Here is a 15,025-nt window from a genome sequence, read left to right on the forward strand (position 1 = left end):
GGTGGTCGGATCAGGAGGCCGTCGAGGGCAGGTACGGGCTCAGCGCCGCTTCGGTGTCGGGGTCGCCGAAGCTCAGGGTCTCGAACGCCAGACCGAGGTTGAACGCCGTCGTCATCCCGTGGGCGAGCCAACCGTTGACGGCCCGCTTGGTGAGCTGCACCGCAGCCGGGTTCAGCGCGCTCAGCCGCTCGGCCCATTCCATCGCCCGCTCGAACGAGGCGCCGTCGTCGACGACCTCGGTGACGAGGCCGCAGCGCTCGGCCTCCTCGGCGCCGAACCAGTCGCCGCTGAGCAGGTAGCGCTTGGCCCTGACGATGCCCATCGCCAACGGGAGCGTCAGGACTCCCCCGTCGCCGGCAGCCATGCCGTGGCGCACGTGGCCGTCGGCGAACGTGGCGCTGCGTTCGGCCACGATGATGTCGCACAGCAGGGCGAGGGCCGCGCCGGCGCCCGAGCACTGCCCCTGCACAGCGACGACCACGGGCTTCTCGAGATCGATCTGGGCCTGGACGAGGTCGCGGGCCATCCGCTGCGTGCGCAGGCGCGCCCGGTGGTCACCGCGGACGGTCTCCTCGACGAGGCCGAGGTCGCCGCCGACGCAGAACGATCGTCCTGCGCCGCGCAGCACGAGCACCCTGGTGTCGTCGTCCTCGGGGACCGTGCGCAACAGCTGGGTCAGCTCGTCGTGGTCGGCGCGGCGCAGGGCGTTGAGCTTGTCGGGCCGGTTCAGCGTTGCGACGAGAATGCCCGGCGCCGGCCGTTCGATGCCGAGATGCTCGAAGCCTTCGTACAGGACCCCAGGGCCGGTCACCGTCGCACCTCGAAACCGGCGGCGACCCGGTCCCACGTCTCGGGCGTGACGCCCCGCTTGCGCAGCAGATGCTTCTGCACCTTGCCGCTCGGCGTGTGCGGGAGCTCGTCGACGAACTCGATGTAGCGGGGAACCATGAAGTACGGCGCCGTGTCGTTGATGAACGCGGCCAGCTCCTCGGCGGTCAGCGCCGCGTCCGGGGCCCTGACCACGCAGAGCTTGAGCTCGTCCTCCTGCGCCAGCTCGTCGACCGGGACGCCGTGGGCGGCCACCTCGTACACACCGGCATGGGCGATGGCGGCGCGCTCGGCGTCGAACGACGACAGGTTGCGTCCTTTGTGTCGCACGAAGTCGGCCTTGCGGTCGACGAAGAACACCTCGCCGTCCTCGTCGATGCGACCGAGGTCCCCGGTGTGGAGCCACAGGTTGCGGAACGTCTCCAGCGTCACGTCGGGCTGACGGAAGTAGCCGGAGAACGTGGTGAACGGGATGCGGGGACGGACGCAGATCTCACCGACCTCGCCGACGGGCACCTCGCGGTCGGTGTCGTCGAGGATCTTCAGCTCGATGTCGTCACGCGGCCGGCCCGCCGATCCCGGCTTGAACGTGTCGAGGGCGCCGCTGATCACCGCCAGCGGCGTCTCGGTCTGGCCGAAGCCGGTCCACATCCCCTCGAGCCCGAAGCGCTCGATGAACGGGCCGCGCAGCTCGTGGGGCAGCGGCGCGCTCCCGCAGATGCGCAGCGGATTGTCGCGGTCGGCCGGCGACGCCGGGGCCTCCAGCAGATACACGAGCATCGCGCCGAGCACGAGCGCCTGGGTGGCGCCGTAGTAGCGGATCCGGTCCCAGAAGCCGCCGACGGAGAACGCCTTGTCGAGGGCGACGGGCAGACCGGCGTACAGGCCCTCCCAGATGCTCAGCCAGGCGGCGCCGTAGTACATCGGCATGTACGAGTAGTAGACATCGCCAGGACGGGCGTCCTTCATGGCCAGCCACGCCGGCACCTGGTTGGGGATGTACCCGTGGCTGAGCATCGCCCCCTTGGCGCGACCGGTCGTGCCCGACGTCCAGATGATCGTGGCCAGGTCGGCGTACTCGACGTCGACATTGGGCTCGTCGGTGCGACCGGAGTCGAGCTGGGCGAACGGCAGCCATTGGATGCCGCCCTCCTCGACCACCTCGGATCGCCCGAGCACGACCGCCCGCTTGAGCGAGTTGCCGCCGTCGGCCCCCAGCCCCAACACCCGGTCGACGAACCGGTCGTCGACGACGAGCAGGCTGGCGTCGCTGCCCTCGATCGCCTGACCGAGCCAGTGCCCGAAGTACGACGTGTTGATCGGCGACCAGACGGCACCGATCTTGTTGGCGGCCAGAGCGACGAGGACGAACTCCAACGAGTTCTCCATCAGGACGCTGATCCGGTCGCCCTTGCCGACGCCCAGCTCGGTCAGGCCGAAGGCGATCGAGTTCACCGTGGTGTTGACGTCGTCGAACGTGAGGGTGCGCTCGTCCATGCGCAGATAGGTGTCGTCGCCGGCGACGGCGGCCTGGTCACGCAGGACGGTGCCGAGCACCTCCGACGAGAGGGCGAGTCGGTCAGTCCGTTGCGGCACGGCGATCTCCTTGGTTCGGGACGTCGGGGTAGAACTGCGTGGCCCACTCCCGCAGCGAGCGGAAGACCTCGGTCTCCTCCGGGGTGGTGGAGGGCCGCACGCGCCAGCGCATGTGCTCCCACACACGCCAGTCGGGCTCGGCCTGGGTGCGTTGCGCGGCGTAGTAGCGCTTGACGGCCGCCGGCAGCGCCTCGGGGTCGGTCGGTGTCTCGGCGTCGGCAGCCCGCAGCGCCCAGTCCGACACGAAGTAGTTGCTGTACTCGTGGTCGATCGGGGTGACGGCCGTGAACACGAGACCGCCGACCATGCCGTCGAAGACGTCCCGGAAGACCGACCGGGCGATCGCCACGCCATACAGCTCGTTGGTGAGGAAGCCGCCGGTCGGGTAGTGCGCCCGGTTGCGCCACCGGTGCCCGTCGGTCTCGAAGCTCACCAGTTCGGGGACAAGTCGAGCGCGGTGCACGTACTTCAGGTGGGCGAGGTCGGCGGCGTTCTCCACCATCATCTGCGGGTACATGCGCAGCCTGTTGCGGACCGTGTCGCCCGGGTAGACGATCTCCCCGCCGAGTACCTCCGGCGGATCCCACTGCGGCGCCGCGCCGGAGGCGTCGTGCCACACGAAGACGATGCCGTCGTGTTCGGCGAGGGGCCAAGCCCGCAAGCGGTTGGCCGTTCGTCGCCGCTGCGAGTAGGGCACGTCGACGTTGTGGCCGTCACCGTCGAAGCGCCAGGCATGGAACGGGCAGATGATGTCGTCGCCCTCCACGCAGCCGCCGTGGCCGAGGTGGGCGCCGAAATGGGGGCAGAAGGCGTCGAAGACCCGGACCGTGCCGGACTCACCCCGATAGGCGACGAGCTCGCGGGAGAAGTACGTCAACGGGCGGGCCTCCCCGTCGGGGAAGTCCGCCGACCAGCCGAGCTGGAACCAACCGGTGGGATGGGCGCGGTAGGGAAACCCGCGGCGATCCTCGTTGCCCATCTCGACGTTCTCCTTGAGTCGCATCCTCGTGTCGGGTCCGCGGCCGGACCCCCTCCCGGCAGCTTGCGGTCGGCGCGCGAGGAGGACAAGAGGTCTGCCGATGCTGTTGTTGCAACTGCCACGACCGGGTCACAGCAGCCGGGCCAGCCGGTCGCGGGACTCCTCGTCGGCGTAGCGGTAGATGGCGAGGAGCAGGCTCGGCTGGTCGACGGGACGCAACTGCAGGAGCTGCATGCGAATGACACCGACGTCGGGATGGTCCATCGTCAACGGGTGCGGGATGTAACGACGGACGCGCTGGCGGGCCCAGAGCGTCTCGAACTCCTCGCTCGCCTCCGAGACCTCGGCGATCACCTCCTGGAAGCGGGCGTTGCCGGGATACCGGGCCGCCTCGGCGCGGAATACCTCGACCAGCTCCTCCATGCCGAGCTTCCACTCGAGCAGGCGCTCGCGCGCCTCGCTGCCGACGACGAACATCCACAACGAATTGCGCCGTGACGGCGGCAGCATGAGCGGATCGCCGAAGAGCCTGGCGTAGGTGGCGTTCCAGGCGACGAGGTCGTACGGCCCGGTCGTCAGCAGGGCCGGGCACGGCAGCATGTCATCCACGAGATGCTCGAGCTCGGGCACGGCATCGGGCGGCGGGGGTGGCGGCTCTGCTACGGGCGTGCCGGCGAGGCGGCGGAGGTGCCGCCATCCGTCACGGTCCAGCCGGAGCGCCCGGGCGATCGAGTCGAGGACGTCGGTGCTCACCTGGATGTCGCGGCCCTGCTCGAGCCACGTGTACCACGTCATGCTGACCGCGGCGAGGTCGGCGACCTCGTTGCGCCGGAGACCGGCGACGCGGCGTCGGCCGCGCCGGACCAGGCCGACGTCCTCCGGTTGCACCTCGTCGCGGCGGGCCTTCAGGAACTCGGCGAGCTCCAGGCGTTGACGCGACCTCTCCGCTGCCGTGTTCTGTTGCATCGCAACCCCCTTGAATCGGATGCTATCACCTGTACTCGTGTAGCCAGCCGGGCGGGCAGACGTCCTGGTAGCGGCAGCAACAGCAGAACTGGCCCTCTTGTCCGGGCCGTGCCGATCTCGGAGATTGAGCACGACATGTTCGACTTCCTCAACGACGTCCGCGTGCTCGAGTGCAGCATGCTGATCAACGGCTGCTCGCTCGGCAACTTCTTCGGAGACGCCGGCGCCGACGTGATCAAGATCGAGCCGCCGCCCCTCGGCGACTACATCCGCGATGCGATGGGCTCTGTCGCCCCCCGGCAGAGCCCGGTGCATCTCCAGCTCAACAAGAACAAGCGGAGCCTGATCCTCGACCTGCGCACGGACGAGGGCAAGGAGGTGTTCTGGGATCTCCTCGACACGGCCGACGTGTTCGTGGACGGGTTCATCGTCGGGGCGTGCGATCGCCTCGGGATCGGTTACGAGGAGCAGCGCAAGCGCAAGCCCGGCATCGTCTACGTGCAATACACGGGCTACGGCGCCACCGAACCGTACGCACGCATCCCCACCCACGGCCGGATGATGAGCGCGGCGGCGGCGCGGTTCCGCGTGGCGGTGAGCGACGACGGACTCATCCGTCCCGCCGCCAACGGCGAGAAGGACGGACCCTTCGACGGCATCTCCGAGGGCGGTGAGGCGAGCTGGGTGGGAGCGATCCAGGCCGCCTACTACGCCGTGTGCGCGCTCCACGCTCGGGCGCGCACCGGGGAGGGGTGCTACATCGACGTGTCGGCCGCCGACGCCGTGGTCACGAGCGCCTGGGCCGGCGCCCTCTACGCCGTCAACGAGGACCGCCTCACCGGGTGGAACGCGATGCCGGCTGCCGACGCCGACTCGAAGGCGCTCGTCACGCCGTCGCCAGCGCCCGCCCTGGACGGCGCCAAGTACTTCTTCTACGAGACGAAGGACCACGCCATGGTCCTGTTCGCCTGCGTGGAGCGCAAGTGGTGGGAGGCGTTCTGCCAGCTGGTGGAGCGGCCCGACCTGGCGTCCCGGCACAACACCGAGGAGGCGGCCGACATGGCGATCGGCGACGTCGACCTCTACTTCACGCTGCGCGCGATCATGCTCACCCGCACCCGCGACGAGTGGGTGGCCCTGGCCGCCGACCACGACCTGCCGATCGGACCCGTCAACCTGCGCGTCGCCGACCTCGTGGCCGACCCGCAGTTCCGGGCGCGCAACGTGTTCGTCGAGCACCACCATCCCTACGCCGGCGACTTCACCTACATCGGCCCGCCGCTGCTGGTGCACGGCCGCCCCTACGAGATCCGCCGCCCGGCACCGCTCGCCGGTGAGCACTCGAGCGAGGTGCTGGCGGAGCTGGGCTACGACCGCGACCGCATCGAGCGGCTCACCGAACAGGGTGTCGTGCGGGTCGCCGACGACACCTCCCTGATTCCGACCGGGGGCGCGAAATGACCGGAACGACCGACAGCACCGGCTTCGAGACGATCCTCTACGAGACACCGGCGCCCAAGGTGGCGCGGATCGTGCTGAACCGCGTCGACGCGCGCAACGCCCAGAGCACACGGCTGCTCTACGAGCTGAACGCGGCGTTCGACGCCGCGGCCCGGGACGACACGATCTCCGTCATCGTCCTCGCCGCCAACGGCCCGCACTTCTCGTCGGGCCACGACCTCCGCGAGCGGGGCCGGCTGGCGTCGATGACGGAGCACACCACCGTCGGCACCTGGTGCGGCTTCGGCTGCGAGGGGGCCGAAGGAACGATGGCCTTCGAGAAGGAGCTGTACCTCGGCCTCTGCGAGCGCTGGCGCAACATCCCCAAGCCGACGATCGCCGAGGTGCACGGCAAGGTGATCGCCGGCGGCCTGATGCTCGTATGGCCGTGCGACCTGATCGTCGCGTCCGACGACGCGACGTTCGTCGACAACACGGTCTCGATGGGCGTCGCTGGCGCCGAGTTCTTCCAGCACCCGTGGGAGCTCGGCGTGCGCAAGGCCAAGGAGATGCTGTTCACGTCGTCGGTCATCACCGCCGAGGAGGCGAGCCGGTTCGGCATGGTGAACCACGTCGTGCCCCGCGCCGAGCTCAGCGCGTTCACGCTGGACCTGGCGGCGCGGATCGCCGAGAAGCCGTTGTTCGCCCTGAAGCTGGCGAAGGAGGCCGTGAACGCCGCCCAGGACGGTCAGGGCCGCGCCAACGCGATGCAGACGTCGTTCGCCCTCCACCAGCTGTCGCACTCACACAACATGCAGGTGCACGGGCTGCCGATCGCGCCCGCGTACCTCGAGGGAGAGGTCGTCAAGTCATGAGCGAGGGACGAGCGAATGACGGCTGTCCGCGCGAGCGCCAGCGAGCCGGACTGCGATGGGGCGCGAGCGCAGCGAGCGGGGGCGCAGCCCCCGGGGTGAAGTCATGAGTGAGCGTGTGTTCGTGATCGGGGTCGGGATGACGGCGTTCGAGAAGCCTGGCCGCCGGGAGTGGGACTATCCCGACATGGCGCGCGAGGCCGGCCAGGCCGCCCTCGCCGACGGGGGCATCGACTACGCCGACGTGGAGCAGGTGTTCGCCTCCTACTGCTACGGCGACTCCACGTCCGGTCAGCGGGCGGTCTATGAGCTGGGCCACACCGGCGTTCCCGTGGTCAACGTCAACAACAACTGCGCGAGCGGTTCGTCGGCGCTGTACCTCGGCAAGCGGCTGATCGAGGGTGGTGTGCTCGACTGCGTCCTCTCCGTCGGCTTCGAGAAGATGCAGCGGGGCTCGCTGGGTGAGCAGTGGTCCGACCGGGAGAACCCGATGCGTCCGCACTTCCGGGACATGAAGCGGCGCCGGGGCCTCAGCATGGAGGCACCGATGGCGCCGCAGATCTTCGGCAACGCCGCGCGCGAGTACATGGAGCGCTACGGCGTCCGGCGCGAGTCGCTCGCCCGGATCGCCGAGAAGAACCACCGGCACTCGGTGCACAACCCCAACTCGCAGTTCCGCGACGAGTACTCGCTGGACGACATCCTCGCCTCGCCGACGATCTTCGATCCACTGACGAAGCTGCAGTGCTGCCCGACGAGCGACGGCGGCGCGGCGGCGGTGCTGGCCAGCGAACGGTTCGTGCGCGAGCGCGGCCTCGAGGATCGGGCGGTCGAGATCGTCGGCATGGCGTTGACGACGGATCGTCCGGACACGTTCGGCGGGTCGGACATGTCGCTGGCCGGATTCGAGATGACCAGGTCGGCGGCGACCGCCGTCTTCGAGCAGTCGGGCGTCGGTCCGGGCGACGTGGACGTCGTCGAATTGCACGACTGCTTCTCGGCCAACGAGCTGATCACCTACGAGGGTCTGGGACTGTGCCAGGAGGGCCAGGCCGGCGAGCTCATCGATTCCGGGGCCGTCACCTACGGCGGCGACGTGGTGGTCAATCCGTCGGGCGGTCTCATCTCCAAGGGGCACCCGCTCGGCGCCACCGGGCTGGCCCAATGCGCCGAGCTCACGTGGCAGTTGCGCGGCGACGCCGGCGATCGCCAGGTGACCGGCGCTCGGGTCGGTCTCCAGCACAACCTCGGTCTCGGCGGCGCCGTCGTCGTGACGATGTACCGCAAGTGAACGTGGAGGAATCCGTGGAGCAGCCGACCCTCGACGAGTTCCGCGAGCGCTGCCGCAGCTGGCTCGCCGACAACGCCGAACGGCGGACGGCGGAACCCCGCAAGTTCGTGTGGGGCGAGGGGTCCGACTCGGTCGCCCTCTTTAGCAACATCACCTTGGAGGAGGAGGCCGAGGTGCATGCTGCCTCGCGCCGCTGGGAGCAACTCAAGGCCGACGCCGGCCTCGGCTCGATCAGTTGGGATCCGCAATACGGCGGTCTCGGCCTGCCGCGCGAGTACGAACGGGTCTACCGCTCGGAGGAAGCCCGCTTCGTGGTGCCCGAGAGTCACGAGCTGATCCAGATCTCGCGCAACATCGTCGCCGCGACGATCGCCGTGCACGGCACCGGCGAGCAGCGCGCTTTCTTCGTCCGCGCCATGCGGCGGGCCGATCTGGTGTCGTGCCAGCTGTTCTCCGAGCCCGGCGCCGGATCCGACCTCGCCTCGATCGCCATGCGCGCCGAGCGCGACGGCGACGAGTGGGTCGTCAGCGGGCAGAAGGTCTGGACGACCGGCGCCCGCTTCGCCGACTGGGGTTACGTGCTGTGCCGGACGGGGACGGCGGAGGAGCGCCATCGCGGCCTCACCGCGTTCCTCGTGCGCATGGAGACGCCCGGCATCGAGGTGCGCCCTCTGCGCCAGATGACGGGCGGATCGTCGTTCAACGAGGTGTTCTTCGACTCCGTACGGGTCCCCGACTCACAGCGCCTCGACGGCGTCGGTGAGGGATGGCGCGTCGCCATGACCACGCTGGGGTTCGAGCGCAGCCAGAGCATGTCGAACGGCCGGGTGGGGGCGCCGTGGGTGCAGTACCTGGCTCTCGCCCACCACATCGGGGTCGCCGACGATCCGGTGGGCCGGCAACTGCTGGCCCGGCTCTACAGCCAGATGCAGGCCGATCGGTGGACGTCGCTGCGCGGCCTGGCCCGGATCAAGCAGGGCAAGGCGCCCGGCCCGGAGGGCTCGATCGCCAAGCTGGCGTGGACGAACCAGAATCAGCTCGCCTCGACAGTCGTCACGCACCTGCTCGGCGCCGGCCTGCTGGCCGACAGCGGCGAGTGGGGCACGTACGCGTGGACCGAGCTGATCGTCGGCACGCCAGGTACGCGGCTCGCCGGCGGCACCGACGAGATCCAACGCAAGATCATCGGCGAGCGGGCGCTGGGTCTCCCGCCCGAGCCGCGTCCCGACGGCGGCTGACGTGCCGGGGACCGCCGCACGCGGACAGGCGGTTCGCACGTTCTGCCGGATCTGCGAACCGTCGTGCGGTCTCGTCGCGTCGGTCGACGACGGCGCGCTCGTCAAGCTGTCGCCCGACCGTGACCACGCCGTCACCAAGGGCTTCGCCTGCCACAAGGGCCTCGCCGCCGTCGACGTCCACCATGACCCCGCTCGGCTCGACGTCCCGCTGGTCCGCGGGGCTGACGGTGCGTTGCATGCGGTCTCGTGGGCCGAGGCGATGGCCGAGATCGGCGGACGGCTGCGAGCGATCGTCGACGCCCACGGCAGCTCGGCGATCGGCGCCTACCTCGGCAACCCCCTGGCGTTCAACGCCCTCGGCGAGCAGCACATGGTCGAGATGCTGCGCGGGCTGGGCGTCCGGCGGCGCTTCTCGGCGGGCACGCAGGACTGCGCCAACAAGTGGGCGGCGTCGGAAGCGGTCTTCGGCACCCGCAGCGTGCATCCCATCCCCGACCTGCGACGTACCGACCTGTGCCTCGTGATCGGCGAGAACCCGCGGGTGTCGCAGACGAGCTTCTTCTCGGTCCCCAACGTGCTCGGCGAGATGCGTCGCTCCGCCGGTCGCGGCGCGCGGTTCGTCTTCGTCAACCCGCGCCGCATCGAGACACCCGAACGCGGTGTGGGCGACACGGTGCTCATCCGGCCCGACACCGACGTGTGGTTCCTCGCCGCCCTGCTCCACGAGATCGATCGGCTCGGTGGGTTCGACGAGTCGGTCGTCGCCCGGCACGGCCGCAACGTCGACGGTCTGCGGTCGTTCATCGGTCCCTACCAAGCCGACGCCGTCGGCGCGGTCACCGGCATCGAACCCGGCACCATTCGCGAGCTGGCTCGGGCCTGGGTGGACACACCGCGCGCGTCGGTGCACGCGTCCACAGGCCTCAACATGGGCCGCCAGGGCACGCTCGCCTACTGGCTCGTGCACATGCTGTCGTTCGTGACCGGTCACCTCGACACCGAGGGCGGCAATCTCAAGAGCGACGGCTTCTACCCCAACGCCCGGTCCGGCGCCGGCGACCCGCAGCGCGGCTACATCGACACCGAGTTCGGCAAGCTCCGCCGGGGCGGCATGCCGGGAACCCTGCTGTCGCACTCGATCCTCGACAGCGCCGAGCCGATCCGGGCGATGATCGTCGTCGCCGGCAACCCACTGCTGTCGATCCCCGGCGAGCGACGCCTGCGCGAGGCCTTCGGTCGGCTCGAGCTCCTCGTCTCCGTCGACATCTACCTCAACGCGACGTCCGGGCTGGCCCACGTGGTGCTGCCGGCCACCGACATGTACGAGCGTGACGATCTCAACGTGATCAACGTCGGCACCAGTGCCCGGCCCTTCGTGCAGTACACGCCCGCCGTCGTCGCAGCGAAGGCGCTGCGGCGACCGGAATGGTGGATCGCCCACCGCCTCCTCCAGGAGATGGGCCAGCCGTCGCTGCTCGATTCGGAACAGCCCGATCCGTGGGCCAAGCTCCGCTACATGCTGCGCTCCGGCAGCGGCATCGACCTCGACGAGCTGCAGCACAGCGGCGAGCCGGTGCTGCTGCCGGAGCCCCCACCGGGCACGTTCTACGACACGCAGGTGCACACGCCCGACGGGCGCGTCGACTGCTGCCCCACCACGTTCGCCGCGGCGATCGGCCGCTGCCACCGCCTCTTCGCCGAGTCGGCGGCCGCCGTGGATGACGGCCGGCTGCTCCTCATCCACGGTCGTGACCGATGGATGCACAACTCGTGGATCGCCAGCGGGCGGCCGGACCGATCGCGGGCTCCCCTCTCCATGCATCCGGCCGATGCGGCCGCGCTCGGCCTGGCCGATGGGGATGCGATCGAGGTCACCAGCGACCACGGCGAGCTCGAGACGACGGTGGCCATCGACGATTCGCTGATGCGCGGAGTCGTGTGGATGGTGCACGGCGGAGGCGGGCGTGCGGAAGGCGCCAATCCCAACGCGCTGCTGCCCACCGGTGCGGGCAGCTACGAACCGCTGTCCAGCCAGGCGCACATGACGGGGATCCCCGTGACCGTCGCTGCCTCATCCGAGTGTTGAACGTCCCCCTGTCGGGCGCTCCACACTCGGGCGCGGTTCAACACTCGGATGGGTCGGGACGGGAGTCAGGAGGGGCGGGCGGTCGTGCTCAGCCACTCGTCGCGGAGTTGGCGGCGCAGGACCTTGTCGAGCGTCCCCCGCTCCAGCGGCTCACTGCGGATCCACCAGTGCTCCGGCACCTCGAAGCGCGAGAGGGTGAGGCGGGCGTGGGCCACGAGATCGTCGGACGTCAACGCCGGATCGGACGTCACGACGACGGCGGCGATGGCCTCGCCGAAGTCGGCGTCGGGCACGCTGAAGACCGACACCTCGTCGACCGACGGATGTGACGCGATCGCCTCTTCCACGGCGGTGGGCGAGATGTTCTCGCCGCCGCGGATGATGATGTCCTTGATGCGATCGACGATGTGCAGGCGGCCCTCGTCGTCGAGGTACCCGACGTCACCCGTGTGCACCCAGCCGTCGTCGCCGATCGGCGACTCGTCCTGGCCCCAGTAGCCGAGCATCGCCGACGGCGTTCGCACGAGCACCTCGCCCGTTCCACCGCCGGCGGGCGAGTCGATGCAGATCTCGGCGACTCCCAGCGGCGCGCCCACGCAGGTGGGGTCGGCCGCCGCATCGCGGGCACCGCCGATGGTGACGGTGCCACCCACCTCGGTCTGGCCGTAGGCGTTGGACGCACCGCCCCGCAACGAACCGAACCGCTCGGCCAGCGTCGCCGGCAGTCCGGGCGGCATCGGGGCCCCGCCGAGCGTGATGGCGCGGAGGCTGGAGACGTCGATGTGGTGATCGGCGAGCGCATCGGCGGCGCGCTGGGCCATCGTCGGGACCGCGCCCCAGGCCGTCACCCGCTCACGCTCGATGAGGCGGAGGATCTCCACGGCGTCGAACTTCGGTCCGGCGAACACCAGGCGGCCGCCGATCGCCGTGGTGACCAGCACGTTCATCGTGCCGGCCATGTGGAACACCGGATAGCTCAACAGGCTCACCGGCATCGGCACGCCCGGCGGCGGTTCGTCGGGCAGCTCGTGAGGCAGGCGACTGCCGACGAGGGCGTTCTGCACGCTGGCGATGACGGCGCCCTGCGTGAACGTCGCCCCCTTGGGCCGCCCGGTCGTCCCCGACGTGTAGATGATCAGGCCGGGCATCGTCTCGTCGACGACGGGCAGCCCCGCCGGCTCGTCGTCGGCCGGACCGTCGTCGAGCCGGCTCATCGGCAGGGCGATCCCGCTCGGCACCTGCGGCGCGTGCTCGGCATCGACCAGCACGACCGCGGGCGAGCAGTCGTCGATGACACCATGGATCTGCTCGGTGGTCCAACTCCAGTTGAACGGTGCGGCGACGGCACCGATCTCCCAGCACGCCCACAGCGAGGCGATCCACGCCGGGCTGTTGGCGGCGAGGATGCCGACCCGGTCGCCGGGCCGGACCCCGGCCTCGCGCAGCACGCCGGCGGCCCGGCGCACGGCGAGACGATGTTCGGCGAACGTGCGCCGGTCCCCACCCTGCACGAGGTGGACGCGGTCGGGCCATCGATCGGCGGTGGCGTCGAGCACCGCCGGCAGCGACGGGGGCCGCATGCGGTACCGGCGAAGGGGGCCACGCGGCCCCTCCTCCTCGACGACCTCCCGCGACCAGATCGCCGCCGTCACGTCCGCATCGCCACCGGCGTGGCACCGCGTTCGAGCTCGTCCATCGTCGCCTTCGGGTAGTCGCGCTGGTAGCGCATGTACTGCACGAGCTTCTTGTCGGAGCTGGTGAAGTTCGCCTTGCCGACCCGGATGGTGCTCAGCACGTCCATGTCCTCGTTGGCGATGTTGGTGTGCATCTGCGCCTGGTGCTCGAGGATCGTCTCGGCGTTGGCGAGGTCGTTGGTGACGACGACCACGAAGACCTTGGTGCCCTGCTCGCCCATCGGCACGGTGGTGGCGATGTGGCCGATGATCGTGCCGTCGGCTTGCGGCTGCACCGAGCGCACCGAGTTGGTGCCGAAGAGCTCGATGTCCCAGTTGATCTCGCCGACCTCGGGCCGCGAGAAGCTCCACTTCATCGCCGCACCCCAGTCGTTCCACTCCACGTCGGGGTTGCCGACGTCGACGTTGTGGAGGCTTTTGAGGTGCTGGAAGTCCATCACGTTGGCGGCGAACACCCAAGGTTCGACGTGCACGGCGGCGGTCAGCGGCACCTCGAAGGTCCGCACGGCCCACTCGCCCTCGAACGACGAGAACGACGGGACCTCATAGGCCGGCGTGTCCCCCCACCACACCCACAGCAGTCCGTCGTGCTCCTCGATCGGCAGCGTCCGGACGACGGCTGCGCCAGGAATGCGGTCGCCGGTGGCGATCTTGGTGCACCGCCCGTCGCCGCCGTACTGCCAGTGGTGGAACGCGCAACGGATGTCGTTGCCCACGACGTCGCCGACGCTGAGGTCGGCGCCCATGTGCGCGCAGTACGGCAGCATCGCCCGGGCGACGCCGTCCTCACCCCGGAACAGGACGATGCGGCCGTCGCAGAGATCGATGCCCCGGACCTGCCCGGCGGCCAGGTCGGACGACAGGCCGACCGGGTACCAGCAAGTGTGGTGGCCGGCGCCGACCGATTGGTACAGGCCGGCGCCCTCCGTGCTGACGAGTGCTTCCTGGTCGACGCTCATCGTGTTCCCCCTTGTGGTCGTGTGCGGATGCGTGTGAACGGTTCGGTCGTCCCCGCCGTCAGGCCGGGGACACGGTGTGGCCGGCGCCGTAGCTCAGCAGCGGTGCCGGATTGCGCTGGTCGAGGATCGTCGTCACGTGCTCACCGAAGACCTGGTCGAGCCAGTCCTCGTGCGTGAACACGTAGAGCTGCCGGGTGCGGATCGCCGCCTCGACGAGCTCGGCCACGGCGTCGGCGCTGATGCCCGCGGCGAGGGCGCGGGCGACGTTGGCCCCACCGTCGGACCCGTTCGGCGACACGTCGTAGATGCTCTTCCACGCGTTGGTGTCGACCGGCCCGGGACACAGCGCAGTCACGCCGATGCGTCCGCCCTCGATCGCCATCTCGTGGTACAGCGCGACGGTCAGGCCGAAGAGTGCGTGTTTGGTCGCCGCGTACGGAGCGACGAACGGACCCGGCTTGAGCCCCGACGCCGACACCGTGTTGACGATGTGGCCCTCCTCGCCGTGGGCCAGCATCGGCGGGACGAACGCGCGCAGACCGTGGATCACACCCCAGAGGTTGACCCCGAGGATGCGTTCCCAGTCGCCACGAGGAACCTCACTCAGTAGGCCGTACGGCCCGCCGATACCGGCGTTGTTGCACAGAACGTGCACGGGACCGAAGCGGCGCTGGGCGAGCGCGGCCAGGGCGAAGAGATCGTCTTCCTGGGCGACATCCGTGCGCACCCCGACGACCTCGCCGCGGAGCCCACGGAGCTCGGCCTCGACGTCGTCGAGTTGAGCGATGTCGACGTCGGCGACGACGACGTTCATGCCGGCGCCGGCGAACCGTCGGGCCATCGCCCGGCCGATGCCGCTTGCTCCACCCGTCACGACGGCCGTCCGGCCGGCGAGCTCCTTCACGATGTCCCTTCCTCGTTCGGCATGCGCTTCGAGATGCCCAATCTCGGCGACGCGATGGTGGTGGTCAAGGGTTCCGCTTGTGCTGTCATCACCACCACCACGACCCAGCCCATATTTCCTGAGAGACGAGCAACATGCGAGTTGACACCTCATCTTCACTGCGCTGAAACTG

Annotated in this window: 12 protein-coding genes; 5 read left to right on the forward strand and 7 right to left on the reverse strand. The window is 69.9% G+C overall.

Annotation, left to right across the window (positions count from 1 at the left end; genetic code table 11):
* Window positions 1-10: 10 nt before the first annotated feature.
* From DN771_RS14285 to DN771_RS14300, 4 genes are all read right to left on the reverse strand, one after another.
* Window positions 11-811, reverse strand: coding sequence for an enoyl-CoA hydratase-related protein (locus DN771_RS14285; protein ID WP_162941946.1), 801 nt, complete (start codon window positions 809-811; stop codon window positions 11-13).
* Complete coding sequence (locus DN771_RS14290) at window positions 808-2,424, reverse strand: AMP-binding protein (RefSeq protein ID WP_162941947.1); 1,617 nt, start codon at window positions 2,422-2,424, stop codon at window positions 808-810. The genes DN771_RS14285 and DN771_RS14290 overlap by 4 nt, the downstream gene beginning before the upstream one ends.
* Window positions 2,408-3,427 carry an aromatic ring-hydroxylating dioxygenase subunit alpha gene (locus DN771_RS14295; RefSeq protein WP_116998225.1) on the reverse strand — a complete coding sequence of 340 codons (1,020 nt, stop codon included), beginning with the start codon at window positions 3,425-3,427 and terminating at the stop codon, window positions 2,408-2,410. Before DN771_RS14295 ends, DN771_RS14290 begins: the two co-directional genes overlap by 17 nt.
* Window positions 3,428-3,532: 105 nt before the next feature.
* Window positions 3,533-4,369 (reverse strand): helix-turn-helix transcriptional regulator, encoded by an 837-nt coding sequence (locus tag DN771_RS14300; RefSeq protein ID WP_116998226.1) that lies wholly within the window; start codon window positions 4,367-4,369, stop codon window positions 3,533-3,535.
* A gap of 135 nt (window positions 4,370-4,504) precedes the next feature.
* Between DN771_RS14300 and DN771_RS14305 the strand changes: the two genes are divergently transcribed.
* The 5 genes from DN771_RS14305 (at window position 4,505) to DN771_RS14325 (ending at window position 11,296) form a co-directional block, all read left to right on the forward strand.
* Window positions 4,505-5,830, forward strand: a complete 1,326-nt coding sequence (locus DN771_RS14305; RefSeq protein WP_162941948.1) for a CaiB/BaiF CoA transferase family protein — start codon at window positions 4,505-4,507, stop codon at window positions 5,828-5,830.
* A complete protein-coding gene (locus DN771_RS14310; protein ID WP_116998228.1) occupies window positions 5,827-6,684 on the forward strand; it encodes an enoyl-CoA hydratase in 858 nt (285 codons plus the stop codon). Before DN771_RS14305 ends, DN771_RS14310 begins: the two co-directional genes overlap by 4 nt.
* A gap of 103 nt (window positions 6,685-6,787) precedes the next feature.
* Entirely contained in the window at window positions 6,788-7,972 is a 1,185-nt protein-coding gene (locus DN771_RS14315) for a lipid-transfer protein (RefSeq protein WP_116998229.1), read from the forward strand.
* A 14-nt stretch (window positions 7,973-7,986) separates the two neighbouring features.
* The gene (locus DN771_RS14320) at window positions 7,987-9,210 is read left to right on the forward strand and encodes an acyl-CoA dehydrogenase family protein (protein WP_205528591.1); all 1,224 of its coding nucleotides are present in this window, start codon (window positions 7,987-7,989) and stop codon (window positions 9,208-9,210) included.
* A gap of 1 nt (window position 9,211) precedes the next feature.
* Window positions 9,212-11,296 carry a molybdopterin-containing oxidoreductase family protein gene (locus DN771_RS14325; RefSeq protein ID WP_116998231.1) on the forward strand — a complete coding sequence of 695 codons (2,085 nt, stop codon included), beginning with the start codon at window positions 9,212-9,214 and terminating at the stop codon, window positions 11,294-11,296.
* A 65-nt stretch (window positions 11,297-11,361) separates the two neighbouring features.
* Here DN771_RS14325 and DN771_RS14330 read toward each other — a convergent pair whose 3' ends face one another.
* Genes DN771_RS14330 through DN771_RS14340 form a run of 3 tightly spaced genes read right to left on the reverse strand, consistent with a single transcriptional unit; the run spans window position 11,362 to window position 14,853 of the window.
* The gene (locus DN771_RS14330) at window positions 11,362-12,948 is read right to left on the reverse strand and encodes a class I adenylate-forming enzyme family protein (RefSeq protein WP_116998232.1); all 1,587 of its coding nucleotides are present in this window, start codon (window positions 12,946-12,948) and stop codon (window positions 11,362-11,364) included.
* Window positions 12,945-13,949, reverse strand: coding sequence for a Rieske 2Fe-2S domain-containing protein (locus DN771_RS14335; protein ID WP_116998233.1), 1,005 nt, complete (start codon window positions 13,947-13,949; stop codon window positions 12,945-12,947). The genes DN771_RS14330 and DN771_RS14335 overlap by 4 nt, the downstream gene beginning before the upstream one ends.
* A 58-nt stretch (window positions 13,950-14,007) precedes the next feature.
* The gene (locus DN771_RS14340; protein ID WP_162941949.1) at window positions 14,008-14,853 is read right to left on the reverse strand and encodes an SDR family NAD(P)-dependent oxidoreductase; all 846 of its coding nucleotides are present in this window, start codon (window positions 14,851-14,853) and stop codon (window positions 14,008-14,010) included.
* Window positions 14,854-15,025 lie beyond the last annotated feature (172 nt).

It is taken from the genome of Desertimonas flava, assembly GCF_003426815.1.
In the GTDB taxonomy this organism is placed as follows: Bacteria; Actinomycetota; Acidimicrobiia; order Acidimicrobiales; family Ilumatobacteraceae; genus Desertimonas; species Desertimonas flava.